This window comes from Vibrio chemaguriensis (genome assembly GCF_012275705.1).
Lineage (GTDB): Bacteria > Pseudomonadota > Gammaproteobacteria > Enterobacterales > Vibrionaceae > Vibrio > Vibrio diabolicus.
This window is the reverse complement of record NZ_SHOE01000020.1, coordinates 24286-47258: the sequence shown is the minus strand read 5'-3', so window position 1 is coordinate 47258 and position 22973 is coordinate 24286. Positions and strand designations below refer to the sequence as shown.

The following is a 22973-nucleotide window of genomic DNA, read 5'->3' as shown; positions in this document are numbered from 1 at the left end:
CGGTTTAATGATTAACTTTATTAAAGCTCTATTGATAACATAGCAGCAACAATGGAAGTTTTTTAGTTAATTCAGGGAGTAAATGTGACCTTTCGAACTCTATGGCTGATTTCGCTGCTGTTGCTCACAGGTTGCTCAGATTATCAATGGGGCTGGTATGTGCTCGATCCCTCCACGGAGCAAGGACTCACCAATCTGAAGTTTTTAATCGCCGGATTTAGTGACACCATCCAAGTATCACTCCTCAGTATGTTATTTGCCATGACCTTAGGTTTAATCATCGCCCTACCGGCTCTGTCGAACTCTCCCTACTTGAAGTGGATCAACCGCATTTATGTCGAGGTAGTCCGTTCAGTGCCTGTTTTAGTCTTACTACTTTGGGTGTATTACGGTATGCCAACACTGTTGGATGTCTCGCTTAATCATTTTTGGGCAGGAGTCATTGCACTGACCATTGCTGAGAGTGCGTTTATGGCGGAAGTGTTTCGCGGTGGGATACAAGCGATCAGTCGTGGCCAGCATGAAGCGGCTGAGTCTTTGGGCTTAAGCTATTGGCAAAAGATGCGCTTGGTAATTCTTCCTCAAGCGTTTCGGCAAATTCTCCCACCACTGGGCAATCAATTTGTGTATATCCTGAAGATGAGTTCTTTGGTTAGTGTGATTGGCTTGAGCGATCTGACTCGCCGTGCCAATGAGCTGGTGGTGAATGAGTACTTACCCCTAGAGATTTATACCTTCCTCGTTTTGGAGTACTTGTTGCTCATCCTATTTGTATCTCAAGCTGTTCGTTGGCTCGAAAAACGCATCGCCATTCCCAGTTACTAACGATGAAGCCTTTAGCTAGAAACAACAAAGCCGCTCTTGTTGAGCGGCTTTGACAATATATCTACAGAGTGAATATACTGCTTATTTCTGTTTTACAGGGCGCTGCCATCCATTAATTTTGCGCTCTTTGACGCGAGTAATCACTAACTCACCTTCTTCAACATCTTTTGTCAGCGTCGTGCCTGCACCGATGGTTGCGCCATCAGCGATAGTGACAGGCGCCACCAGTTGACTATCAGAACCAACAAAAACATCATTACCGATGATGGTTTTAAACTTGTTCGCACCATCGTAGTTACAAGTAATCGTACCGGCACCGATGTTCGTACGTTGACCGATTTCAGCATCACCAAGGTAAGTTAGATGGTTCGCTTTTGAGCCTTCTCCGATACGCGCATTTTTCACTTCTACGAAGTTACCCACATGGGAATCGTTACGCATCTCAGCACCAGGACGAAGGCGAGTAAATGGACCAACGGTACATTCTTCACCAACCGTTGCACCTTCAATCACACTGTAAGGGCGAACGATGGTGTTGTCGTCGATTTCGCAATCTTTCAGTACACAGCCAGCACCGATAACCACGTTATCACCGAGTGATACTTTACCTTCAATGATAACATTCACGTCAATTTCACAGTCCATACCGCACTGCAACTCACCACGCAAATCAAAGCGTGCTGGATCGCGTAGCATCACACCTTGCTCTAGTAGCTTCTGAGCTTGCATTGATTGGAAGGCACGCTCTAGACGAGCCAGTTGAGCACGGTCGTTGACCCCTTCCACCTCAATGGCATTGACTGGGTGTACAGCTTCAACGGCGCGACCTTCATCGTGTGCGGCTGCAATAACGTCAGTTAGGTAGTACTCGCCTTGCGCGTTGTTGTTGTTTAAGCCAGACAACCAACGCTTAAGATCCCCACCAGTCGCAACCATCACGCCCGTGTTGATCTCTTTAATTTGTTTTTGTTCTTCCGTTGCGTCTTTTTGCTCAACGATCGCAACAACAGGACCATTTTTACGAATAATACGACCATAACCTGTTGGGTTATCAAGCATCACTGTAAGCAGTGCAATACCACCAGTTGGTTGAGCATCCAACAAGTTCTCGATGGTTTCAGCTGAAATTAATGGCACATCACCATAAAGCACGAGGATTTTCTCATCGTCTTCGAAGCGAGGAGATGCTTGGTCAACTGCATGGCCAGTTCCCAACTGATCCGCTTGCAGCACCCAGTTTACTGGCTCTTCAGCAAGAGTGGTTTGCATTTGATCACCACCGTGACCAAATACTAAGTGAATATTTTGTGCACCAAGACCAGTACATGTATCAATCACATGTTTTGCCATTGGCTTCCCTGCCAAAGTGTGTAGCACTTTAGGCATGTTCGAATGCATACGGGTACCTTTACCCGCAGCAAGAATCACAGCACTGAATTTCATTGATAACCTATTGACGTTTTATGTTAATTGGCCGTTATTTTAAACAGCTCTTTTAAAATAGTTAATGGAGTAAGGTAAATTTCCAACTAAAATTAATCAAAAAGGCGACCATTTGGCCGCCTTTTGTCATGCAACGTTGCTAATTGAGCTTAGCGACGCTTTTTTGTCAGCTCGATAACTCGTAGCTGAGCAATGGCTTTAGCCAGTTCACTGGCCGCTTGTGCGAAGTCCATGTCACCATGCTGATTCTGGATTTGCTCCTCAGCGCGGCGCTTGGCTTCTTCTGCCTTCGCTGCGTCTAGCTCTTCACCACGGATAGCGGTATCAGCCAGTACAGTCGCTGTACCAGGCTGAATCTCTACCATACCACCAGAAACATAAATGATTTCTTCGTGGCCGTGCTGTTTCACAATACGCACCATACCAGGCTTGATAGCGGTCAGCAGCGGTGTGTGACCATGGAAAATACCAAGTTCACCTTCGCTACCGGTCACCTGAAACGTTTCAACACGACCAGAGAAGATTTTCTTCTCAGCGCTTACTACGTCTAGGTGAAAGGTTATTGCTGCCATATCGCCTCCTAGTTAGCCTTATAGCTTCTTCGCATTCTCAATAGCATCGTCGATGCTACCGCAGTACATGAATGCCTGCTCAGGAATGTCGTCGTATTCACCAGCTAGTAGACCTTTAAAGCCACGTAGAGTCTCTTTTAGAGGTACGTAAATACCAGGGTCACCTGTAAATACTTCTGCTACGTGGTAAGGCTGAGTTAGGAAACGCTCAATCTTACGTGCACGAGATACAACTTGCTTATCTTCTTCAGATAGCTCGTCCATACCTAGGATAGCAATGATGTCTTTCAGCTCTTTGTAGCGCTGAAGTGTCTGCTGAACGCCACGAGCAACTTCGTAGTGATCTTGACCAACTACTAGTGGATCAAGCATACGAGATGTTGAATCTAGTGGGTCGATCGCAGGGTATAGACCCATTGCAGCGATGTTACGGTTAAGTACAACCGTTGCATCCAAGTGCGCGAACGTTGTCGCTGGAGACGGGTCAGTCAAGTCATCCGCAGGTACGTATACCGCCTGTACAGACGTGATAGAACCTGATTTCGTTGACGTGATACGCTCCTGAAGTACACCCATCTCTTCTGCAAGAGTTGGCTGGTAACCTACCGCAGAAGGCATACGACCTAGCAGTGCCGATACCTCTGTACCTGCAAGTGTGTAACGGTAGATGTTATCAATGAACAGTAGTACGTCACGACCTTCGTCACGGAAACGTTCTGCCATTGTTAGACCAGTCAGTGCAACACGTAGACGGTTACCTGGTGGCTCGTTCATCTGACCGTAAACCATTGCTACTTTAGATTCTTCAGGCTTCTCAACGTTTACAACGCCCGCTTCCTGCATCTCGTAGTAGAAATCGTTACCTTCACGAGTACGCTCACCAACACCCGCAAATACGGATAGACCTGAGTGCTGTAGTGCGATGTTGTTGATAAGTTCCATCATGTTAACGGTCTTACCTACACCAGCACCACCGAATAGACCGATTTTACCACCCTTAGCGAATGGACAAATTAGGTCGATTACTTTAACGCCCGTTTCTAGAAGTGCGATCTCGTTTGATTGTTCTTCGTAGCTTGGTGCGCTGCGGTGGATAGAGTAAACCTCTTCCGCGCCCACTTCACCACGCTCATCAATCGCGTCACCTAGGACGTTCATGATACGACCTAGAGTTTTAGTACCGACTGGTACTGAAATTGGAGCGCCAGTGTTAACCACTTCAACTCCACGACGTAAACCATCAGAGCTACCCATTACGATACAACGAACTACGCCACCGCCTAGCTGTTGTTGAACTTCAAGAACTAGACGCTCTTTTGAGTCCGTTACGTTTAGAGCGTCATATACACTAGGTACATTGCTCTGTGGGAACTCTACGTCGACTACCGCACCGATGATCTGTACGATCTTACCTGTAGCCATCGTTAATCCTCTAAACTATTTCGTTTTACCTAAGCTTAAACCGCAGCTGCACCACCAACGATTTCCGATAGTTCTTGTGTGATCGCAGCCTGACGGGCTTTGTTGTACACAAGTTCCAAATCGTCAATCAAGTTGGTTGCGTTATCCGTTGCAGCCTTCATCGCAATCATTCGAGCCGCTTGTTCACAAGCAAGGTTCTCAACCACACCTTGGTATACCTGAGACTCTACGTAACGCACTAGTAGCGTATCCAGTAGAGGTTTTGGCTCAGGCTCATAGATGTAGTCCCATGAGTGCTCACGCTGCATCTCTTCGCTGTCCGATTTAGGCAAAGGTAGCAATTGATCGATCGTTGGTTGCTGAACCATAGTATTTACAAACTTGTTGAATACTACGTATAGACGGTCCAGTTCACCTTCATCGTATTTCTTCAGCATTACGCCAACAGAACCGATTAGGTCTTCTAAGCTTGGGTTATCACCCAGGCCAGAAACCTGTGCCGCAACTTTTGCGCCACCATGTTTAAAGAAAGCTGTTGCTTTTGAGCCAACAACGGCAAGCTCAATCTCAGCACCTTTCTCTCTCCATGCTTGCATGTCTGTAACGGCTTTTTTGAACACGTTAATGTTCAAACCACCACACAGACCACGGTCTGTCGAAACGATGATGTAACCAACACGTTTAGCTTCACGCTCTTCTAGGTACGGATGACGGTACTCTAGGTTTGCGTTAGCCACATGACCGATCACTTTACGCATTGTTTCAGCGTATGGACGAGAAGCTTCCATTGCATCTTGAGAACGACGCATTTTTGAAGCTGCTACCATTTCCATCGCTTTCGTAATTTTCTGCGTGCTTTTAACACTACCGATTTTATTACGTATCTCTTTTGCGCCGGCCATCGTTACTCTCCGTTAGTTGGTGGCAGAAACTGCCACCGACCTAATTACCAAGTTTGGGTTGCTTTGAAGTCGTCAGTCAGTTTCTTCAACTGAGCTTCGATTTCATCGTTGTAAGCGCCAGACTTGTCGATCTCAGCTGCTAGTTCAGCGTATTGACCGCGAGCGTACGATAGTAGAGCCGCCTCGAAATCTAGAACTTTGTTAAGTTCTACATCATCAAGGTAACCGCGCTCTGCCGCGAAGATAGTTAGAGCTTGGTCAAATACAGACATTGGAGCGTACTGCTTCTGCTTCATTAGTTCTGTTACTTTTTGACCATGGTCTAGCTGTTTCTTCGTTGCTTCATCAAGGTCAGAAGAGAACTGAGCAAATGCTGCTAGTTCGCGGTATGCAGCTAGTGCTGTACGGATACCACCTGATAGTTTCTTGATGATTTTCGTCTGAGCTGAACCACCTACACGAGATACTGAGATACCTGGGTCAACCGCTGGACGAACACCGGCGTTGAATAGCTCAGTTTGTAGGAAGATCTGACCATCGGTAATCGAGATTACGTTAGTCGGTACGAATGCTGAAACGTCACCTGCTTGAGTTTCGATGATAGGAAGAGCAGTCAATGAACCAGTCTTACCTTTCACTTCACCGTTAGTGAAACGCTCTACGTACTCTTCGTTTACACGAGCTGCACGCTCTAGTAGACGCGAGTGTAAGTAGAATACGTCACCTGGGAATGCCTCACGGCCTGGTGGACGTTTAAGTAGTAGAGAGATCTGACGGTAAGCTACCGCTTGCTTAGATAGGTCATCGTAAACAATCAGTGCGTCTTCACCGCGATCGCGGAAGTATTCACCCATCGCACAACCTGCGTATGGCGCTAGGTATTGCAGCGCTGCAGATTCAGAAGCTGATGCAACTACAACGATCGTGTTTTGTAGTGCGCCGTGCTCTTCTAGTTTGCGAACTACGTTAGCGATAGTCGATGCTTTCTGACCAATTGCTACGTAGATAGAGAAAATACCAGAGTCTTTCTGGTTGATGATCGCGTCGATCGCCAGTGCTGTTTTACCAATCTGACGGTCACCGATGATAAGCTCACGCTGACCACGACCGATAGGGATCATTGAGTCAACTGACTTATAACCAGTTTGCACAGGTTGGTCTACCGATTTACGGTCGATTACACCTGGTGCGATCACTTCTACAGGCGAAGTCATTTTCGCTTCGATTGGACCTTTACCATCGATAGGCTCACCCAGCGTGTTTACTACGCGGCCTAGTAGTTCTGGACCAACTGGCACTTCAAGAATGCGGCCAGTACCTGTAACTTTCATGCCTTCCTTAAGGTCAGCATATGGGCCCATTACAACCGCACCAACCGAGTCACGCTCAAGGTTAAGTGCCAGTGCATAACGGCCACCCGGTAATTCAATCATTTCACCTTGCATCACGTCCGCTAGGCCGTGGATGCGGATGATACCATCGCTTACCGATACGATAGTACCCTCGTTGCGAGCTTCACTAACAACTTCGAAAGATTCGATACGTTGTTTGATTAGATCGCTAATTTCCGTGGAATTAAGTTGCATGCTCCAATCCCCATTAAGACTGCAATGCATCGCTCAGGCGGTTCAAACGACCACGCGCTGAGTCATCGATGACTAGGTCTCCGGCTCGAATAATAACCCCACCAAGTAGGGTCTCATCTACACTGCAATTCAGCTTCACTTTGCGTTCAAGACGCTTTTCAAGTTTGCTGCCAATGTTTGCAAGTTGCTCATCAGAAAGTTCTGTTGCTGAAATGACTTCAACATCGATTTCTTTCTCATGCTCTTTCTTCAGAGTGTAAAACTCTGTGCAAACATCAGGAAGGGCCGCTAAACGACCATTCTCAGCCATCACCTTCAAAAGGTTTTGACCGTGCGTATCAACTTGTTCGCCGCAAACTGCAACAAAAATCTCTGCCATTTTATCAGCAGAAACCGAACCGGTTAGAAGTTCGTTCATTTGTTCGTTTTTGGCCACTTCAGCAGCAAAAGATAACATTTGGCCCCATTGGTCCAACTGGTCTTTCTCTAAAGCAAAGTCGAAGGCTGCTTTAGCATAGGGGCGTGCGATAGTAGTCAAATCAGACATATGCGCCCCCAGACTTAAAGTTTTGCAGTAATGTTGTCGAGAATATCTTTTTGCGCATCTTTATCGATAGAACGCTCAAGGATTTTCTCAGCACCAGCTACAGCCAGAGTAGCAACTTGTTTGCGCAGGTCATCGCGCGCACGATTGCGTTCAGCTTCAAGTTCTGCTTCTGCTTGCGCTAGGATTTTCTGGCGTTCTGCCTGAGCTTCCTCGCGAGCTTCATCAAGAATTTGAGACTTGCGCTTGTTCGCTTGTTCGATGATCTCAGTTGCTGTGCGCTTCGCTTCTTTCAATTGATCAGAAGCGTTGGCTTGTGCTAGATCCAAGTCTTTCGCAGCACGTTCTGCTGCTTGAAGGCCATCAGCAATTTTCTTCTGACGCTCTTCGATCGCTTTCATCAATGGTGGCCATACATACTTCATGCAGAACCACACAAATAGTGCAAACGAGATTGCTTGACCTAGCAGAGTTGCGTTTATGTTCACAACAGCTACCCCTCTATTTGGACTTAGTGTTAATCAGTGACAAGCGCTAATCGCTCGTCCCGAGTTAAAGGTGATTAACCTAGTTGACCAACGAATGGGTTTGCGAAAGTGAATAGTAGCGCGATTACGATACCGATCATTGGAACCGCATCAAGTAGACCCGCGATGATGAACATCTTAACTTGTAGCATAGGAGCCATTTCTGGTTGACGTGCAGCACCTTCTAGGAATTTACCACCTAGCAGTGCGAAACCAATCGCTGTACCAAGAGAAGCAAGACCGACGATAATACCTACGGCGATTGCAGAAAAGCTCAGTAAAGTTTCCATTACTATCTCCAATTTATAGTTGTTGGCTTAGTGCCCAAATAAAAAGCTTTAAAAAAATTAATGATCAGGATCTTCGTGTGCCATTGACAGGTAAACAATTGTCAACATCATGAATACGAAGGCTTGAATCGTAATAACCAAGATATGGAAGATTGCCCACGGTAGTGAACCCATCCATTGTAAGTACCATGGTAGCATTGCCGCACAAAGAATGAATACAACCTCACCCGCGAACATGTTACCGAATAGACGCATACCAAGTGATAGAGGTTTCGCCAATAGCGATACCACTTCAATCAGTAGGTTAAACGGAATCATAAGTGGGTGATTGAATGGATGTAGTGCAAGTTCTTTTGCGAATCCACCTAGACCTTTCACTTTGATGCTGTAGTAAATCATCAATGCAAAAACGCCTAGAGCCATAGCCATGGTGATATTCACATCAGCAGACGGTACAACCTTAAGGTAAGGGATACCTAGCCAATGTTCTGCTGGGTACGGTAAGAAGTCGATAGGAACTAAGTCCATCACGTTCATCAAAAATACCCAACAAAAGATAGTCAGTGCTAAAGGCGCGATCAGTGGGTTGCGTCCATGGAACGTGTCTTTGACGTTATCGGCGACAAATTCAACGATCATTTCTACAGCACACTGAAGCTTACCCGGTACACCCGCTGTTGTTCTCTTCGCTACTTTGTAAAAAATTCCGAGGAAGATTAAACCAGTAAACCAAGAAAAAAACAGGCTATCGATATGTACGTTCCAGAAACTTGTCTCCGACCCTACTAAACCCAACTTATACAGCGATAGGTTAGAAAGGTGGTGGGCAATGTAACCGGACGATGTTAGCGCTTCACCTGGCGCAGCCATAACTCATCCTATTTTTTGTTGTTAATGAATAGCACTGGTGCACAGATATTAATACCTAGTACCAGCAAATAGGTTAGTTTGAGGGGAACAAGTTCCACCTGCATATACATGTAGGCAACATAGAACAGTGCAACCGTGATGAGAATTTTCAGTACTTCACCCGTATAGAAGGAAGCCGCGATGCGCTTGGCAGCGCGAGCCCCACTAAACATGAAAGCACACAGCGCGAATACTGCATTGGCAACAACAAAAATGCCTCCGCCAATCAGCGCTGAAAATCCCCAGTCAGGATTTATGGCTACCGCCATTCCTGCTGCCACAAAAATAACCGCGCCAGACTGGATCATTAACAATTGCCTTGCGAGCTCTCGTCCTGGTCTAGCTAACGCAGCTACCATGTATTCGTACCTCTAGTAATATCCACTTCGCACTAAACTCTCTGTGCTGGGAAATTGGCGAAAATTATACGTTCAGTTCAACGTAAAGCAATTCGATTGCATCAAAAACTTACAGTTTTGTTTACAAAACGACAACTTTCGCACAAAATTCGATTAATTAGATTAATTGACCTAAATCAATTATCTCATCTAGGCCTCAAGCTTGGCAATTAGTTGGTCCAATTTGTGAGGCTCATCAATACTTATCGTCAATTTCGCTTTTCCGTTTGCAGAACGGGTCAGAGAAACTTTTGCATCAAGCAGCTGACTCAATTTATGCGACATTTGCTCAGCTTCGGTATCTTCTTGTTGCCCTTTTTGCTCATTTTGTGGGGCTAAGCACTTTTTTACTAACTGTTCGGTTTGGCGAACAGTCATTTGCTTTTTCGCGACTTGTTGAGCAACCTCAACCTGCTGTTCACCCTGCAAGGCCAATAGCGCTCGCGCATGACCCATTTCTAGCAATTTATCCGCAACCAAGCTTTTCACATCGGACTCAAGCTGATTTAAACGTAACAAGTTACTGACCGTCGTTCTCGACTTACCAATCACTTCTGCGACTTGTTGATGCGTAAGCGTAAATTCGTCTTGTAAGCGCTCAAGCGCTTGCGCTTCTTCAATCACATTCAAGTCTTCACGTTGAATGTTCTCAATCAACGCCATGGCAATCGCCGCGCGATCTTCGACCTTCTTCACCAAACACGGCACGCGTTTTAAACCAGCCTGCCTTGCCGCACGCCAGCGGCGCTCACCAGCAATGATCTCAAACTGGCCGCTTTCAACCTGGCGAACCACGATTGGCTGAATAATGCCTTGTGACTGAATCGAAGCCGCTAATTCTTCTAGCGCTTCAGGCGCCATATCTTTACGCGGTTGGTATACGCCCGGTTGCAATTGACCAATCGCTAAGTCGGTTAACTCACCGTCTGCCGATAATTCTTGGCTATGCGATGCAATATGCTGTTTTTCACGAGCAAACGAACTGGTCGACAATAATGCATCCAGTCCTTTTCCGAGACCACGCTTAGACATGGGATTGAATTCCTTAGGTTAGAGTTAAACTGGGATTTCTTCGCGGCGGAGCATTTCGCCCGCTAGAGCAAGATACGCTTTGGCCCCTGCAGAGTACTTATCGTAGTACATCGCTGGTTTACCGTGACTTGGCGCTTCGGCCAAACGCACATTACGCGGAATGACGGTACGGTAAACTTTATTGCCAAAGTGTTTTTTAAGTTGATCGGACACTTCATTCGATAGGCGGTTGCGCGGGTCGTACATAGTACGCAGTAAACCTTCGATTTTGAGGTTTTCATTAACCACAGCCGCTAACTTGCTGATTGTGTCCATAAGAGCAGTTAAACCTTCTAACGCAAAGTATTCACATTGCATCGGCACCAGCACAGAATCAGCTGCCGCCATCGCATTGATTGTAAGAAGGTTTAGAGAAGGAGGACAATCAATAAAGATGAAATCATAGTTATCGCGAACTGACGACAATGCATTTTTTAAACGCACTTCGCGAGCGAACACTTCCATCAATTTGATCTCTGCCGCGGTTACGTCTCCGTTCGCCGCGATCAAATCATACTTCCCTGTGGTTTGGGTACAAACGACTTGATCGAACGGTGTATCTTCGACCAAAAGATCGTATGCGGTGGCATCGACCATATATTTATCCACGCCACTGGCCATCGTAGCATTGCCTTGCGGGTCGAGATCGATCACCAAAACCTTGCGCTTTGTTGCCGCCATCGAAGCCGCTAAGTTAATGCACGTTGTTGTTTTGCCGACCCCACCTTTCTGGTTGGCGATTGCTACAATTTTACCCACGATTACCTCGCTAATTTTCCTTGCGCGATAAGATTACTAGATGACGATCACCTTCCAACTCAGGAACAGCTAAAGATATGATCTCTGTCACACTGCACCATTCAGGAAGCTGATCCATTTCATCTTTAGGGTGCTGTCCTTTCAGCGCTAGAAACACCCCATGCTCTTGTTTCGGCAAATGGTGGCACCATTCCACCATGTCTGTCATTGAAGCAAAAGCTCGACTCAAAACGCCATCAAATTTTTCTTCAGGTTGGAATTCTTCGACGCGACTTTGAATTGGTGTCACGTTTTTCAGCCCTAATGTGTGCACGACCTGCTTGATAAAACGGATGCGTTTGCCAAGACTGTCGAGCAAGAAGAAGGTCTTCTCAGGGTTCATGATTGCCAAAGGTATGCCCGGTAAACCCGGACCAGTACCAACATCAATGAAGCGCTCACCGGGCAGGTGTGTGCTCACCACGATGCTATCAAGAATATGTTTCACTAACATATCAAGCGGATCGCGCACCGACGTTAAGTTGTACGCTTTGTTCCATTTGTCGAGCAGTTCGACGTAACCGACCAATTGCTCTCTTTGTTGCTCTGACACTTCTAAATCGGTTTTCGCGATCAGTGAATCCAGTTTTGTTCGCAATGCGCTCATTATTCTTCCTCACCTTTCTTCAGCAAACCATGCTTTTTCAAGTGAACAAGTAGAATAGAAATTGCAGCAGGCGTAATACCAGAAATGCGCGATGCAATACCGATGCTCTCTGGTTTGGCTTCACTCAGTTTAGCAACGACTTCGTTTGATAAACCTTTTACATCGCGGTAATCCAAATCAGCAGGTAACTTGGTATTTTCGTGACGTAGTGATTTTTCGATCTCTTCCTGCTGACGCTTGATGTAACCATCGTATTTTACTTGAATTTCAACTTGCTCAGCCGCTTGCTGATCTTCAAGTGCAGGAGCAAACGCTTCAAGTTGCGTCAGTTGCGAATAAGTGATCTCTGGACGACGCAGAAGATCCTCACCACTCGCTTCACGTGCCATTGGGGTTTTCAGCAGCTTGTTCAGCTCATCAACGCCTTCTGATTTCGGATTCATCCACGTTGATTTCAAACGCTGACGTTCCGTTTCCATGTTATTGATTTTCTCGTTAAAGCGAGCCCAACGAACATCGTCAATCAAGCCTAACTCGCGTGCTTTTTCCGTTAAACGTAAATCGGCGTTATCTTCACGTAGCAACAAGCGGTATTCCGCACGAGAAGTGAACATGCGGTACGGTTCTTTCGTACCCATGGTCGATAAATCATCAATCAATACGCCCATGTAAGCTTGGTCACGACGTGGGCTCCAGCCTTCTTTGTCTTGGCTGTACAAGCTTGCGTTTAGACCGGCCATCAAGCCTTGCGCTGCGGCTTCTTCGTAGCCAGTCGTACCATTAATCTGACCAGCAAAGAACAGACCATGAATAAACTTGGTTTCGTACGTTTGCTTCAAATCACGTGGATCGAAGAAATCGTATTCAATCGCATAACCAGGACGAACGATATGCGCATTTTCAAAGCCTTTCATTGAGCGAACGATTTGTACTTGCACATCAAATGGCAAGCTAGTCGAGATACCGTTAGGGTATAGCTCGTGCGTCGTTAAACCTTCTGGCTCAATGAAGATTTGGTGGCTATTTTTATCCGCAAAACGCATCACTTTGTCTTCAATCGACGGGCAGTAACGCGGACCAATACCTTCAATCACACCCGCGTACATCGGACTGCGATCCAAGTTGCTACGGATCACGTCGTGCGTTTGCTCATTGGTGTGCGTAATAAAACATGGGATCTGACGCGGGTGTTGTTCGCGTTTACCCATGAATGAAAATACAGGGGTAGGGTTATCACCGTGCTGAGCTTCAAGCATTGAAAAATCAACAGTGCGAGCATCAATGCGCGGTGGGGTACCCGTTTTTAAACGATCCACACGGAATGGCAGTTCACGTAATCGATCCGCTAATGCGATCGACGGTGGATCCCCTGCACGTCCGCCTGAAGAGCTCTCCATGCCAATGTGGATCTTACCACCAAGGAACGTACCTACCGTTAGTACGACGGCTTTCGCATGGAAGCGAAGTCCCATTTGAGTCACCACGCCAACCGCGCGGTCTTGCTCAACAATCAGATCATCCACTGACTGCTGGAACAGCGTTAAGTTAGGTGCATTTTCTAATGCGTTACGGACGTACGCTTTGTACAGAGCACGATCCGCTTGAGCTCGAGTCGCTCGAACTGCAGGACCTTTGGAGGCATTTAGTGTACGGAATTGAATACCTGCATGGTCGATGGCTTCAGCCATCAAACCGCCCATAGCATCCACTTCTTTTACTAAGTGACCTTTACCAATACCACCAATCGCCGGGTTACAAGACATCTGGCCTAATGTATCGATGTTATGGGTAAGGAGAAGCGTTTTTTGTCCTGTGCGTGCAGATGCGAGCGCGGCTTCCGTTCCTGCGTGTCCGCCACCGACAACAATGACGTCAAAGTTTTCGTGATAAAGCATGAACTGACCTCAGGTATTCAAAGGGATTTAATGGACAGATAAAGGAGCAGTATTTTACCTGCTTTATGCCACAGAGAAAAACGTTTTCTCGTTTTATCCGTTTTAAGCTTCAAGATAAATATATATAAGATCTATATATATGATCTTTTATTAGATCTACTATTAGGATCGACCATTTCTGTGGATAACCTAAAAATGATCAACAAGATCATGGATCTTCTTTGGATCATATCTTGTGATCATGATTGGATCAGATCGAGGATTACCTGGGATCAAAAGTGGTAGTTATACACAGGGGGTGAAATTGATCAAAGTTGTTATTGGGATAACTAAAGGAAAACCACTGGATCTTATCGTAGTTATCCACAACTCGTTTGGTTGGTTTTTGAGCAGTTAAACAAAATAATTTGACGGGAGTTATTCACATTGGGGAAAACAGAGCCGAATTTCGACTCTGTTGAAGGGAAAGCGGGGAGCTTAAAAGCGTTCGATATTCTCTTTTAACCATGCCTCAGCGGCGTCTTCGGGTACTGCATGGCTCAGTACATCAATCTTAAGACAATCAGCGAGCGGTGTGGCACCAATGTCCTCTAGTAAATCATAAGCGTGTTGACCAGCGGCGCAGAACGTATCATAGCTTGAATCACCAATCGCAATCACTGCGAACTTTACGTCGGTCATTTTCGGCGGGGTATTTTGTAATGCCGCGATAAAAGGTTGAATATTATCAGGGTACTCACCAGCCCCATGGGTTGAGGTGATCACCAACCACGTTCCTTGATTTTCGATCTCATCGAGGGACGGCTGGTTGTGGATCGTTGTTTCAAATCCATTCTCGTTGAGTAGATCACTCAGGTGATCCCCTACGTATTCTGCGCCACCTAGCGTGCTGCCTGTAATAATGTGGATCATACTTCTTCCTTATTGAATGCGACGGCTAAAGCTCATGGATGGCTTGCCGTACAAAAAGAAACGCGGTGTGAGTTAAGCTCAGCACCGCGCGTTCGATTATTTACTTCCCGATACAGAATGAAGAGAAGATTCGGCCCAGTAAGTCGTCAGAACTGAACTCGCCGGTAATCTCGTTGAGATGCTGCTGGGTGATGCGCAGCTCTTCTGCCAGTATCTCACCAGCCATATAGCCTTCAAGCTGTTCCTGGCCTATTTGAAGGTGCTGTGCGGCGCGTTCCAACGCATCGAGGTGACGGCGGCGAGCCATAAAGCCACCCTCACTGTTGCCTGAGAAGCCCATGCATTCTTTTAGGTGTTCACGCAGAGCTTCAACCCCTGCACCAGTTTTCGCTGACAAGCGGATGAGGGTAGGGTTATTGACGTGGCAGATCCCCATTTCTTCACCCGTTTGATCCGCTTTGTTTCGGATCACGGTTATGCCGATATTGTCGGGTAGGCGATCCACAAAGTCTGGCCAGATATCTTTCGGATCGGTGGCATCGGTTGTCGTGCCATCCACCATGAACAAGACGCGGTCTGCTTGAGCTATTTCATCCCACGCGCGCTCGATACCGATTTTCTCGACTTCGTCGGAGGCATCACGCAAACCTGCTGTATCAATGATGTGCAGTGGCATACCATCAATGTGGATATGCTCGCGCAGGACGTCACGCGTGGTACCTGCGATGTCGGTTACGATTGCAGACTCTTTGCCTGATAGCGCGTTCAGTAGGCTTGATTTGCCCGCATTTGGACGACCCGCAATCACGACTTTCATCCCTTCACGCATGATCGCGCCTTGGTTGGCTTCTTTACGCACCGCATCTAGGTTGTCGATGATGGCTTGTAGGTCACCAGCCACTTTGCCGTCGGCCAGAAAGTCGATCTCTTCTTCTGGGAAGTCGATGGCTGCCTCAACATAGATACGCAAATGAATCAGCGACTCAACTAAGGTATTAATGCGCCCTGAAAAGGCTCCCTGTAAGGATTGCAGCGCCGATTTTGCTGCTTCTTCAGAACTTGCATCAATAAGGTCTGCAATTGCTTCTGCTTGAGCGAGGTCGAGTTTATCGTTCAGGAACGCGCGTTCAGAGAACTCACCAGGGCGAGCTGCTCGAATACCATCAATACCTAGAATGCGTTTTATCAGCATATCCATCACGACGGGGCCGCCATGGCCTTGCAGCTCAAGTACGTCTTCACCTGTAAATGAGTGCGGGTTAGGGAAGTACAGAGCGATGCCCTGATCAAGCACAGTGCCACCTTCTGACTTAAACGGCAGGTACTCTGCATAGCGGGGCTTTAGTGTCTTACCCGTGACTTCTAACGCCACTTGGTTGGCTTTAGGGCCTGATACTCGAATAATACCGACACCGCCACGACCAGGCGCGGTCGCTTGAGCGACAATCGTATCTGTAGTCATAATTTTGCCTTTTGAGCTGGGCTCAAATTGAGCCATAACTTTAGTTAGCTGAATTGTAATCAGCCAAAAACAAAAAGGCGACCTTTTGGCCGCCTTTCTCAATCATTTCCTAAAAGGTTACTTGCTGTGTAAGCCTTTTTTCTCTAACCCTTTGTAGATCAGAGTTTGCTGGATAAGCGTTACGATGTTCGACACCAACCAGTACAGAACGAGACCTGATGGGAAGAACAAGAAGAAGAAGGTAAACATAACCGGCATAAAGGTCATGATCTTCTGCTGCATTGGATCCGTTACCGTTGTCGGGCTCATCTTCTGGATTAGGAACATAGACGCACCCATCAATAGCGGCAGGATGTAGTAAGGGTCCTGCGCTGACAAGTCGTGAATCCAACCAAAGAATGGTGAGTGACGAAGCTCTACCGATTCCATTAGCGCCCAGTATAGCGCGATGAAGATAGGCATCTGTAGGATAAGAGGTAAACAGCCACCTAGTGGGTTTACTTTCTCTTTCTTGTACAGTTCCATCATTTCTTGGCTCATACGCTGACGGTCATCACCGATGCGCTCACGCATAGCTTGCAGCTTAGGCTGAAGCATACGCATTTTCGCCATAGACGTGTATTGCGCTTTTGTTAGTGGGTACATTGCACCACGAACGATGAAGGTCAGACAGATGATTGCCACACCCCAGTTACCAACAAAGCTCTGGATGAATGAAAGCAACATATGAAGAGGCTTCGCAATGAACCATAACCAGCCGTAGTCCACTACTAGGTCTAGGTTAGGCGCCACTTCTGCCATTTCATCTTGCAGTTTTGGACCAACCCAAAGTGTTGCTTCAAACTTAGCCTGATCGCCTGTTGCGATAGTTTTGTTCGGCATACGAACGCCGATATCGCCTAGATTGCCAATTACACGAGTGTATAGGTTAGTACCTGGTTCGTTACGTGGGATCCAAGCTGCGGCAAAGTAGTGCTGAATCATTGCTGCCCAACCTTGGCCATCGGCTAGGTTAAGAGACAGGTTGCGATCCTGCATATCATCAAAGCTGTACTTCTTGTAACGCGTATCTTCTGTTGAGTATGCGCCACCACGGTAAGTAGGCATTGTGATGCTACCACCATCGTCCATTAAGTTTTGACGTAGGTGAGCGTACATACCAAATGTTGCGTTATTGCCTGAGTTGTTTACTACATCGTATTCAACGTTAAGCGCGTAGCTGCCGCGTTTAAAGATGTAAGTTTTGGTGTATTCGATGCCGTTTGCAGTGAATGTCATCGGAACGCGAAGTTCATCTTGACCGTCAGCCATTGTGAAGCTGTCTGCACTTACGTTGTAGTGAGGGCGGTTTGTGCTGCTCAAGTCGATACCTTGAGGACCCACTAGACCGCTTTGAGCGATAAATTGGTGACCTTGAGCGTCTTTAAGCAGAACAAAGGAATCTGATGAATCTAACTCAGCAGAGTATTCGTTAAGGTTGGCATGTACCACATCGCCACCAACGGTGTCGATCGACAGAGTTAAAACATCAGTCGTTACTGTGATAGTTTTTGCAGAAGCTTGCTGTTGGCCAGGAACTGGGTCAAGTTCATCAGCAAAAGATGGTGCAGGTAGAGTGCTGCTTGATTGAGCCTGTTCAACTGCTTGAGGTTCTGGATTCTTTGCTACTTGCCATTGTTGAAACAGCAAAAAAGAAACCAGGGCCAAACCGATGAGCAGGATATTACGTTGAGAATCCATCGTTAGTTATCTCTGTCTTGTTTTTGGACTGGTGGAACGGGGTCATACCCCCCTTCATTCAAAGGGTGGCATTTTAATAGACGTTTGCCTGATAACCAACATCCTTTTACAAAACCGTGAGCTCTCAAAGCTTCTAGCGCGTAAGTGGAACAGGTTGGTGTGAACCGGCAACGAGGACCAATCAAAGGGCTGATAAACCAGCGATACAGATAAACGAGCCCAATGGCTATCCACGTGAAGGGCGAGACAGGCGTTGCCATAGCTTATCAAACAACTTAAAAATTTCCTCATTGCTTAAATCTTGCGCGCTTTTCTTCGCAATCACAACAAAATCTTTGTTTGGAAGCTGATGTTGATTGTTACGAAAGCTTTCACGAGCCAAACGCTTAAATCGGTTACGACCGACAGCCGTTTTGATTTGCTTTTTGGGAACCGCTAAACCTAATCGTGGATGAGAAAGTTTGTTATTGCGAGCAATGATGGTGAAATGAGGCGAGCCAGCTCGATGAGCTTGCTGGAAGACGTTTTGATAATGCTCGGGAGTTAACAAACGTAACTCCCGATTAAACGCGTACGTGTTCAAAATAAACTAGCGATTATTTTGATAGGCGCGCACGGCCTTTTGCACGACGTGCGTTGATAACTTTACGACCGTTCTTAGTTGCCATGCGAGCACGGAAGCCGTGAGTACGCTTGCGCTTTAGAACTGTAGGTTGAAAAGTGCGTTTCATGATAATTACCTTTACTGATCAGTAGTTTTAGGTTCTTGTTAAACCCGGCGTGGGTATTTGCTTTCTTATATAAAGAAGCTCTTTATATAGAGAAGGACAACCGACGCCTCTCAACAAAGAGGCGGAATTGTAATCACACTCACATAATGTGTCAATGACTCAATGAGTACGAAATTCCGGCCGGGCGATTATACGTAGTGTGAGTAAAATCTCAAGGATCAATCGATCCTGATGCTTGATCGTTACTCCATTCCTACTTGGTTAAGGAATTTTTTCAAACGAGGATCTTGTGGATTATCGAAGATATCCTGTGGAGAACCTTGCTCAACGATATTGCCTTCTGCCATGAAGATCACTCTATCAGCGACTTCTTTCGCGAATTGCATCTCGTGCGTCACCACCAGCATGGTTTGATGCTGATTAGCTAACTTCTTCATTAATGAGAGAACTTCTCCAACCCATTCCGGATCCAACGCCGAAGTTGGTTCGTCAAATAACAGCAGTTCTGGTTGCAGCGCCATCGCTCGGCCGATACCCACACGTTGTTGCTGGCCGCCAGACAATGCCGCTGGATAACTATCGCCTTTATCCCCAAGGCCTATGTCATCCAGAATTTGTTGCGCTCGTTTGAGAGCATCGGCTTTTTTCCATCCTCGAACGGTCACTAGACCTTCGGCAATATTCTGGCGCGCATTCATATGGGCAAACAGGGCATAGTTTTGGAACACAAAGCCAGTTCGACGACGCAGCGCTAATACTTCGGCTTTTGTGTGTTTTTGAGTATCAACAGAGACGTCATCTATCGTGATACGACCTTCATCTGCCTGTTCTAGAAAGTTCACCGTACGCAGCAAGGTTGATTTACCCGTGCCACTTGAACCGATAATCACAATGATCTCACCTTGCTGAATATCGAGATCAATGCCTTTCAGCACTTCAGTCTCACCAAAACGTTTGTGAATATTTTCTAATTTGATCATCGTACGTACGCCTTATTCAGTTTTGCTTCTGCCCAGATTTGTACGCGAGTCAGAACCACCACCACACCCCAGTAAATAAGAGCAACCGCAAGGAAAGCCTCAAAGAAACGGAAGCTTGATGAGGCTTCCATCTGTGCTTTCGCCATGATTTCAGCCACACCAAGCGTAAAGGCGAGAGACGTTGACTTGATCATATCGATGAAATAGTTCATCAGTGAAGGCAGCGCCACACGCGTTGCTTGAGGCAAAATGACGCGGCGCATCGCCTGGGATGTCGTCATACCCACCGATAAGCTGGCTTCCATCTGGCTGCGATCAATACCAATAATGGCGGCACGAATGCTTTCCGCCATATAAGCGGCAAAGTGCAGCGTTAAACCGATCACCGCTGCTGAGAAGGCGTCGATACCCACCATCAATGGGAAAATTTGTGGTAAGCCGTAATAAAGCAGGAAAAGCTGAACTAAGAGAGGGGTGCCACGGAAGAAGCTGATGTACAGTTGGCTTAATTGATCCAGAACTGGCAGTTTAAATACGCGAATATTGGCTAAAATGACGGATAAAATCAGTGAAAACACCAATCCCCACGTCGCCATTTCCATGGTAGTGCCAAGATATTTCAGCAATATCGGCAGCAGTTCCAACATGTAATTAAAGTCAAATCCCATACGGCTTACCTAAAGGCTAGAGAAAAGAAAAGGTGGAAAACAAGTTCCACCTTTACGTAAGTTTATTTTAGTCCGAGAGTGATACCACTTTGCGGCTTAAAGTACAAAGAGTTCTTATTTCGTGATGTCAGCGCCAAACCACTTCACGGAAATTTTCTCTACTGTACCATCTGCGCGCATCTCAGCCAGTGCTTTGTTTACTTCTTCTTGCAGCTTACGACCTTTCTCGTTGTCCACGAAAGGCCATGCGTTTTGAATGGTCTCAAACGGTTCGCCCGCCAATTCCAGAGGAAGACCGGTTTTCTTAATCAGCTCTAATGCAGAAAGACGATCCATTACAAATGCATCTGCACGACCGAGTGCCACATCATGTTCGATACCAGTGTCGTACGTTTTGATGTTGATCTTGCCATCTTTGTCGTACTGACGAAGCAGTTGCTCGAAGTTGGATCCTAGATTCACAGCAACGGTTTTGCCCGCAAGATCGTCAACACCTTTGATGCTGTCGTTGCCTTTACGCACGGTAATTTGTGCGCCATCTACAACGTAAGGGTCAGCAAATAGGTATTTGGCTTTACGCTCATCAGTCATGGTGATTTGGTTGGAGATCGTATCGATGCGACCGGTTTCTAGCAGACCAAATAAACCAGAGAAGTTAGCGGTTACGTATTCGATTTTGTAATCGTTGCGTTTGCCGATTTCATCCCACATGTCGACTTCAAAGCCTTGTGGCTTATCTTGCTTTACAAAAGTAAACGGGAAGTAGCGACCTGACATACCAACTTTGACTTCAGTAGCGGCTTGTACGGTTGCTGCCGACAGTGCAATGGCTGCAACGGCAACCTTAATCCAGTTTTTCATAATACATCTCCATAATTTTATGGTTGGAAATACTACTGTTAGTTAGCTCAATTAAATAAATAACCAAGAGCAATAACCTAGACCTGTGAGTTATTAGATAATAGAAGAAGAATGTTAAATGTGACGAAAATGCGAACTGAACCTAGCGAAATGATCGACAAAATCAGCATTGGGAATAAAATAATACACAGACTTATCACCAATCGCTCGATCTTGTGAATTTTGCCCAATTGTGGATCGTTGTGTGGGCAAATTTGGGGCAAGGTGTGTTGATCTCATCAAGTTTGCAGAAATAATTGTGAATAACTTGGATCTTATTCACTGGATCGTCGATCAATCGCTGGCGATCTTGGTTATCAACAGGTAAAATTGCCAGTCTTTTCCGATAATTCAATTACTCAGTGGGGGCACCGTGTCATCTTCGCTTTGGCTGCAATGTTTGCAGCAGCTTCAAGAAGAGCTACCAGCTACAGAATTCAGCATGTGGGTTCGTCCGCTACAAGCGGAGCTCAATGACAATACTCTCACTCTATTCGCGCCAAACCGCTTTGTGTTGGACTGGGTGCGTGATAAGTATCTGAACAATATTACTCGCTTACTGCAGGAATACTGCGGTGGCGATATTCCTAACTTACGCTTTGAAGTGGGGAGTCGACCTGTCTCTGCTCCAAAACCAGCGCCGACACGTACGCCTGCAGATGTGGCTGCCGAGTCATCTGCGCCTGCGCAATTACAGGCGCGTAAGCCAGTACACAAAACCTGGGATGACGACGCTCAAGCGATTGCGGCGATCAATCACCGCTCAAACATGAACCCAAAACACAAGTTCGACAACTTTGTTGAAGGTAAGTCGAACCAACTGGGTTTGGCTGCGGCGCGTCAGGTATCGGATAACCCAGGTGCAGCTTACAACCCACTATTCCTATACGGCGGCACGGGTTTGGGTAAAACCCACTTATTGCATGCGGTGGGTAACGCGATTGTGGATAACAACCCGAACGCGAAAGTGGTCTACATGCACTCAGAGCGTTTTGTGCAAGACATGGTAAAAGCGCTGCAAAACAATGCGATTGAAGAATTCAAACGCTACTACCGCAGTGTGGATGCACTCCTTATCGATGACATCCAATTCTTTGCTAATAAAGAACGTTCGCAAGAAGAATTCTTCCATACCTTCAACGCACTATTGGAAGGTAACCAGCAGATCATCTTAACGTCTGACCGTTATCCTAAAGAGATTAATGGCGTTGAAGATCGTCTTAAATCTCGCTTTGGTTGGGGTCTTACTGTTGCGATCGAGCCGCCTGAGCTTGAAACGCGTGTGGCGATCTTGATGAAAAAAGCCGAAGATCACCAAATCCACCTTGCTGATGAAGTGGCATTCTTTATTGCCAAGCGTCTGCGTTCGAACGTTCGTGAGCTAGAAGGTGCACTGAACCGCGTTATCGCTAACGCGAACTTTACTGGCCGCCCAATTACGATTGATTTTGTTCGTGAAGCGCTGCGCGATCTGCTCGCTCTGCAAGAGAAGCTGGTAACTATCGACAACATTCAAAAGACGGTGGCGGAATACTACAAGATAAAAGTGGCTGACTTGCTGTCCAAACGTCGCTCTCGTTCTGTAGCGCGTCCTCGTCAGTTGGCCATGGCGTTAGCAAAAGAGCTAACCAACCACAGCCTGCCTGAAATTGGTGATGCGTTTGGTGGCCGCGATCATACGACCGTACTTCATGCGTGTCGCAAGATTGAGCAGCTGCGTGAAGAGAGCCACGATATTAAAGAAGATTACTCTAACTTGATTCGCACCCTGTCCTCGTAATCGGTTAGAAT

The 22973-nt window shown here is 46.5% G+C and carries 25 protein-coding genes; 2 read left to right on the top strand and 23 right to left on the bottom strand.

Annotated features, from left to right (window positions below; translation table 11 throughout):
- The first annotated feature begins 84 nt into the window (after positions 1-84).
- A complete protein-coding gene (locus tag EX191_RS17405; RefSeq protein ID WP_031780374.1) occupies positions 85-825 on the top strand; it encodes an amino acid ABC transporter permease in 741 nt (246 codons plus the stop codon).
- 81 nt (positions 826-906) lie between these two features.
- On the opposite strand, the gene glmU is transcribed toward EX191_RS17405, so the two are convergent.
- The 23 genes from glmU to EX191_RS17290 all read right to left on the bottom strand — a co-directional run bounded on the left by glmU (position 907) and on the right by EX191_RS17290 (position 21143).
- Positions 907-2268 carry a bifunctional UDP-N-acetylglucosamine diphosphorylase/glucosamine-1-phosphate N-acetyltransferase GlmU gene (gene glmU / locus EX191_RS17400; protein ID WP_005394079.1) on the bottom strand — a complete coding sequence of 454 codons (1362 nt, stop codon included), beginning with the start codon at positions 2266-2268 and terminating at the stop codon, positions 907-909.
- A 149-nt stretch (positions 2269-2417) separates the two neighbouring features.
- On the bottom strand, positions 2418-2840 hold the full coding sequence (locus EX191_RS17395; RefSeq protein ID WP_005378937.1) for a F0F1 ATP synthase subunit epsilon: 423 nt from the start codon (positions 2838-2840) through the stop codon (positions 2418-2420).
- A gap of 18 nt (positions 2841-2858) precedes the next feature.
- Positions 2859-4262: a F0F1 ATP synthase subunit beta gene (gene atpD / locus EX191_RS17390; RefSeq protein ID WP_005383849.1), complete on the bottom strand. Its 1404-nt coding sequence runs from the start codon at positions 4260-4262 to the stop codon at positions 2859-2861.
- Between the two features lie 35 nt (positions 4263-4297).
- Positions 4298-5164, bottom strand: a complete 867-nt coding sequence (gene atpG / locus EX191_RS17385; RefSeq protein WP_005394082.1) for a F0F1 ATP synthase subunit gamma — start codon at positions 5162-5164, stop codon at positions 4298-4300.
- Between the two features lie 44 nt (positions 5165-5208).
- Positions 5209-6750 carry a F0F1 ATP synthase subunit alpha gene (gene atpA, locus EX191_RS17380; protein ID WP_005394084.1) on the bottom strand — a complete coding sequence of 514 codons (1542 nt, stop codon included), beginning with the start codon at positions 6748-6750 and terminating at the stop codon, positions 5209-5211.
- A gap of 13 nt (positions 6751-6763) precedes the next feature.
- Positions 6764-7297, bottom strand: a complete 534-nt coding sequence (gene atpH, locus EX191_RS17375; protein WP_005394085.1) for a F0F1 ATP synthase subunit delta — start codon at positions 7295-7297, stop codon at positions 6764-6766.
- Between the two features lie 14 nt (positions 7298-7311).
- A complete protein-coding gene (gene atpF, locus EX191_RS17370; RefSeq protein WP_031780375.1) occupies positions 7312-7782 on the bottom strand; it encodes a F0F1 ATP synthase subunit B in 471 nt (156 codons plus the stop codon).
- Between the two features lie 74 nt (positions 7783-7856).
- Positions 7857-8111, bottom strand: a complete 255-nt coding sequence (gene atpE / locus EX191_RS17365; RefSeq protein WP_002540812.1) for a F0F1 ATP synthase subunit C — start codon at positions 8109-8111, stop codon at positions 7857-7859.
- Between the two features lie 57 nt (positions 8112-8168).
- Complete coding sequence (gene atpB / locus EX191_RS17360) at positions 8169-8981, bottom strand: F0F1 ATP synthase subunit A (RefSeq protein ID WP_005378922.1); 813 nt, start codon at positions 8979-8981, stop codon at positions 8169-8171.
- An 8-nt stretch (positions 8982-8989) separates the two neighbouring features.
- On the bottom strand, positions 8990-9379 hold the full coding sequence (locus EX191_RS17355; RefSeq protein ID WP_005378921.1) for a F0F1 ATP synthase subunit I: 390 nt from the start codon (positions 9377-9379) through the stop codon (positions 8990-8992).
- 189 nt (positions 9380-9568) lie between these two features.
- Positions 9569-10450: a ParB/RepB/Spo0J family partition protein gene (locus EX191_RS17350; RefSeq protein ID WP_164667034.1), complete on the bottom strand. Its 882-nt coding sequence runs from the start codon at positions 10448-10450 to the stop codon at positions 9569-9571.
- A 24-nt stretch (positions 10451-10474) separates the two neighbouring features.
- Positions 10475-11248 carry a ParA family protein gene (locus EX191_RS17345; protein ID WP_005383838.1) on the bottom strand — a complete coding sequence of 258 codons (774 nt, stop codon included), beginning with the start codon at positions 11246-11248 and terminating at the stop codon, positions 10475-10477.
- 10 nt (positions 11249-11258) lie between these two features.
- Positions 11259-11894 (bottom strand): 16S rRNA (guanine(527)-N(7))-methyltransferase RsmG, encoded by a 636-nt coding sequence (gene rsmG / locus EX191_RS17340; protein WP_005394093.1) that lies wholly within the window; start codon positions 11892-11894, stop codon positions 11259-11261.
- Positions 11894-13789, bottom strand: coding sequence for a tRNA uridine-5-carboxymethylaminomethyl(34) synthesis enzyme MnmG (mnmG, locus tag EX191_RS17335; protein WP_193448143.1), 1896 nt, complete (start codon positions 13787-13789; stop codon positions 11894-11896). The genes rsmG and mnmG overlap by 1 nt, the downstream gene beginning before the upstream one ends.
- A 477-nt stretch (positions 13790-14266) precedes the next feature.
- Positions 14267-14701 carry an FMN-binding protein MioC gene (mioC, locus tag EX191_RS17330; protein ID WP_005394096.1) on the bottom strand — a complete coding sequence of 145 codons (435 nt, stop codon included), beginning with the start codon at positions 14699-14701 and terminating at the stop codon, positions 14267-14269.
- Between the two features lie 100 nt (positions 14702-14801).
- Positions 14802-16163: a tRNA uridine-5-carboxymethylaminomethyl(34) synthesis GTPase MnmE gene (gene mnmE / locus EX191_RS17325; protein ID WP_193448142.1), complete on the bottom strand. Its 1362-nt coding sequence runs from the start codon at positions 16161-16163 to the stop codon at positions 14802-14804.
- A gap of 117 nt (positions 16164-16280) precedes the next feature.
- Positions 16281-17903 (bottom strand): membrane protein insertase YidC, encoded by a 1623-nt coding sequence (gene yidC, locus EX191_RS17320; RefSeq protein ID WP_005383834.1) that lies wholly within the window; start codon positions 17901-17903, stop codon positions 16281-16283.
- Positions 17904-17905: 2 nt separating this feature from the next.
- Positions 17906-18163, bottom strand: coding sequence for a membrane protein insertion efficiency factor YidD (gene yidD / locus EX191_RS17315; protein WP_005378822.1), 258 nt, complete (start codon positions 18161-18163; stop codon positions 17906-17908).
- Positions 18130-18453 carry a ribonuclease P protein component gene (rnpA, locus tag EX191_RS17310; protein ID WP_005394102.1) on the bottom strand — a complete coding sequence of 108 codons (324 nt, stop codon included), beginning with the start codon at positions 18451-18453 and terminating at the stop codon, positions 18130-18132. The genes yidD and rnpA overlap by 34 nt, the downstream gene beginning before the upstream one ends.
- A 46-nt stretch (positions 18454-18499) precedes the next feature.
- Positions 18500-18634, bottom strand: coding sequence for a 50S ribosomal protein L34 (gene rpmH / locus EX191_RS17305; protein WP_005378825.1), 135 nt, complete (start codon positions 18632-18634; stop codon positions 18500-18502).
- Between the two features lie 242 nt (positions 18635-18876).
- Complete coding sequence (locus EX191_RS17300; protein WP_193448141.1) at positions 18877-19614, bottom strand: amino acid ABC transporter ATP-binding protein; 738 nt, start codon at positions 19612-19614, stop codon at positions 18877-18879.
- Positions 19611-20282, bottom strand: coding sequence for an amino acid ABC transporter permease (locus tag EX191_RS17295; RefSeq protein WP_182037148.1), 672 nt, complete (start codon positions 20280-20282; stop codon positions 19611-19613). The genes EX191_RS17300 and EX191_RS17295 overlap by 4 nt, the downstream gene beginning before the upstream one ends.
- A 114-nt stretch (positions 20283-20396) precedes the next feature.
- Complete coding sequence (locus tag EX191_RS17290) at positions 20397-21143, bottom strand: amino acid ABC transporter substrate-binding protein (protein ID WP_193448140.1); 747 nt, start codon at positions 21141-21143, stop codon at positions 20397-20399.
- Between the two features lie 412 nt (positions 21144-21555).
- On the opposite strand from EX191_RS17290, the gene dnaA reads away from it, so the two are divergent.
- Complete coding sequence (dnaA, locus tag EX191_RS17285; RefSeq protein ID WP_005378835.1) at positions 21556-22962, top strand: chromosomal replication initiator protein DnaA; 1407 nt, start codon at positions 21556-21558, stop codon at positions 22960-22962.
- Positions 22963-22973 lie beyond the last annotated feature (11 nt).

What these genes read in the sequence shown, in the direction of transcription:
- glmU (WP_005394079.1), bottom strand. Translation starts at nt 2,268, where the DNA reads ATGAAATTCAGTGCTGTGATTCTTGCTGCGGGTAAAGGTACCCGTATG.
- EX191_RS17395 (WP_005378937.1), bottom strand. Translation starts at nt 2,840, where the DNA reads ATGGCAGCAATAACCTTTCACCTAGACGTAGTAAGCGCTGAGAAGAAA.
- atpD (WP_005383849.1), bottom strand. Translation starts at nt 4,262, where the DNA reads ATGGCTACAGGTAAGATCGTACAGATCATCGGTGCGGTAGTCGACGTA.
- atpG (WP_005394082.1), bottom strand. Translation starts at nt 5,164, where the DNA reads ATGGCCGGCGCAAAAGAGATACGTAATAAAATCGGTAGTGTTAAAAGC.
- atpA (WP_005394084.1), bottom strand. Translation starts at nt 6,750, where the DNA reads ATGCAACTTAATTCCACGGAAATTAGCGATCTAATCAAACAACGTATC.
- atpH (WP_005394085.1), bottom strand. Translation starts at nt 7,297, where the DNA reads ATGTCTGATTTGACTACTATCGCACGCCCCTATGCTAAAGCAGCCTTC.
- atpE (WP_002540812.1), bottom strand. Translation starts at nt 8,111, where the DNA reads ATGGAAACTTTACTGAGCTTTTCTGCAATCGCCGTAGGTATTATCGTC.
- atpB (WP_005378922.1), bottom strand. Translation starts at nt 8,981, where the DNA reads ATGGCTGCGCCAGGTGAAGCGCTAACATCGTCCGGTTACATTGCCCAC.
- EX191_RS17355 (WP_005378921.1), bottom strand. Translation starts at nt 9,379, where the DNA reads ATGGTAGCTGCGTTAGCTAGACCAGGACGAGAGCTCGCAAGGCAATTG.
- EX191_RS17350 (WP_164667034.1), bottom strand. Translation starts at nt 10,450, where the DNA reads ATGTCTAAGCGTGGTCTCGGAAAAGGACTGGATGCATTATTGTCGACC.
- rsmG (WP_005394093.1), bottom strand. Translation starts at nt 11,894, where the DNA reads ATGAGCGCATTGCGAACAAAACTGGATTCACTGATCGCGAAAACCGAT.
- mnmG (WP_193448143.1), bottom strand. Translation starts at nt 13,789, where the DNA reads ATGCTTTATCACGAAAACTTTGACGTCATTGTTGTCGGTGGCGGACAC.
- mioC (WP_005394096.1), bottom strand. Translation starts at nt 14,701, where the DNA reads ATGATCCACATTATTACAGGCAGCACGCTAGGTGGCGCAGAATACGTA.
- mnmE (WP_193448142.1), bottom strand. Translation starts at nt 16,163, where the DNA reads ATGACTACAGATACGATTGTCGCTCAAGCGACCGCGCCTGGTCGTGGC.
- yidC (WP_005383834.1), bottom strand. Translation starts at nt 17,903, where the DNA reads ATGGATTCTCAACGTAATATCCTGCTCATCGGTTTGGCCCTGGTTTCT.
- yidD (WP_005378822.1), bottom strand. Translation starts at nt 18,163, where the DNA reads ATGGCAACGCCTGTCTCGCCCTTCACGTGGATAGCCATTGGGCTCGTT.
- rpmH (WP_005378825.1), bottom strand. Translation starts at nt 18,634, where the DNA reads ATGAAACGCACTTTTCAACCTACAGTTCTAAAGCGCAAGCGTACTCAC.
- EX191_RS17300 (WP_193448141.1), bottom strand. Translation starts at nt 19,614, where the DNA reads ATGATCAAATTAGAAAATATTCACAAACGTTTTGGTGAGACTGAAGTG.
- EX191_RS17295 (WP_182037148.1), bottom strand. Translation starts at nt 20,282, where the DNA reads ATGGGATTTGACTTTAATTACATGTTGGAACTGCTGCCGATATTGCTG.
- EX191_RS17290 (WP_193448140.1), bottom strand. Translation starts at nt 21,143, where the DNA reads ATGAAAAACTGGATTAAGGTTGCCGTTGCAGCCATTGCACTGTCGGCA.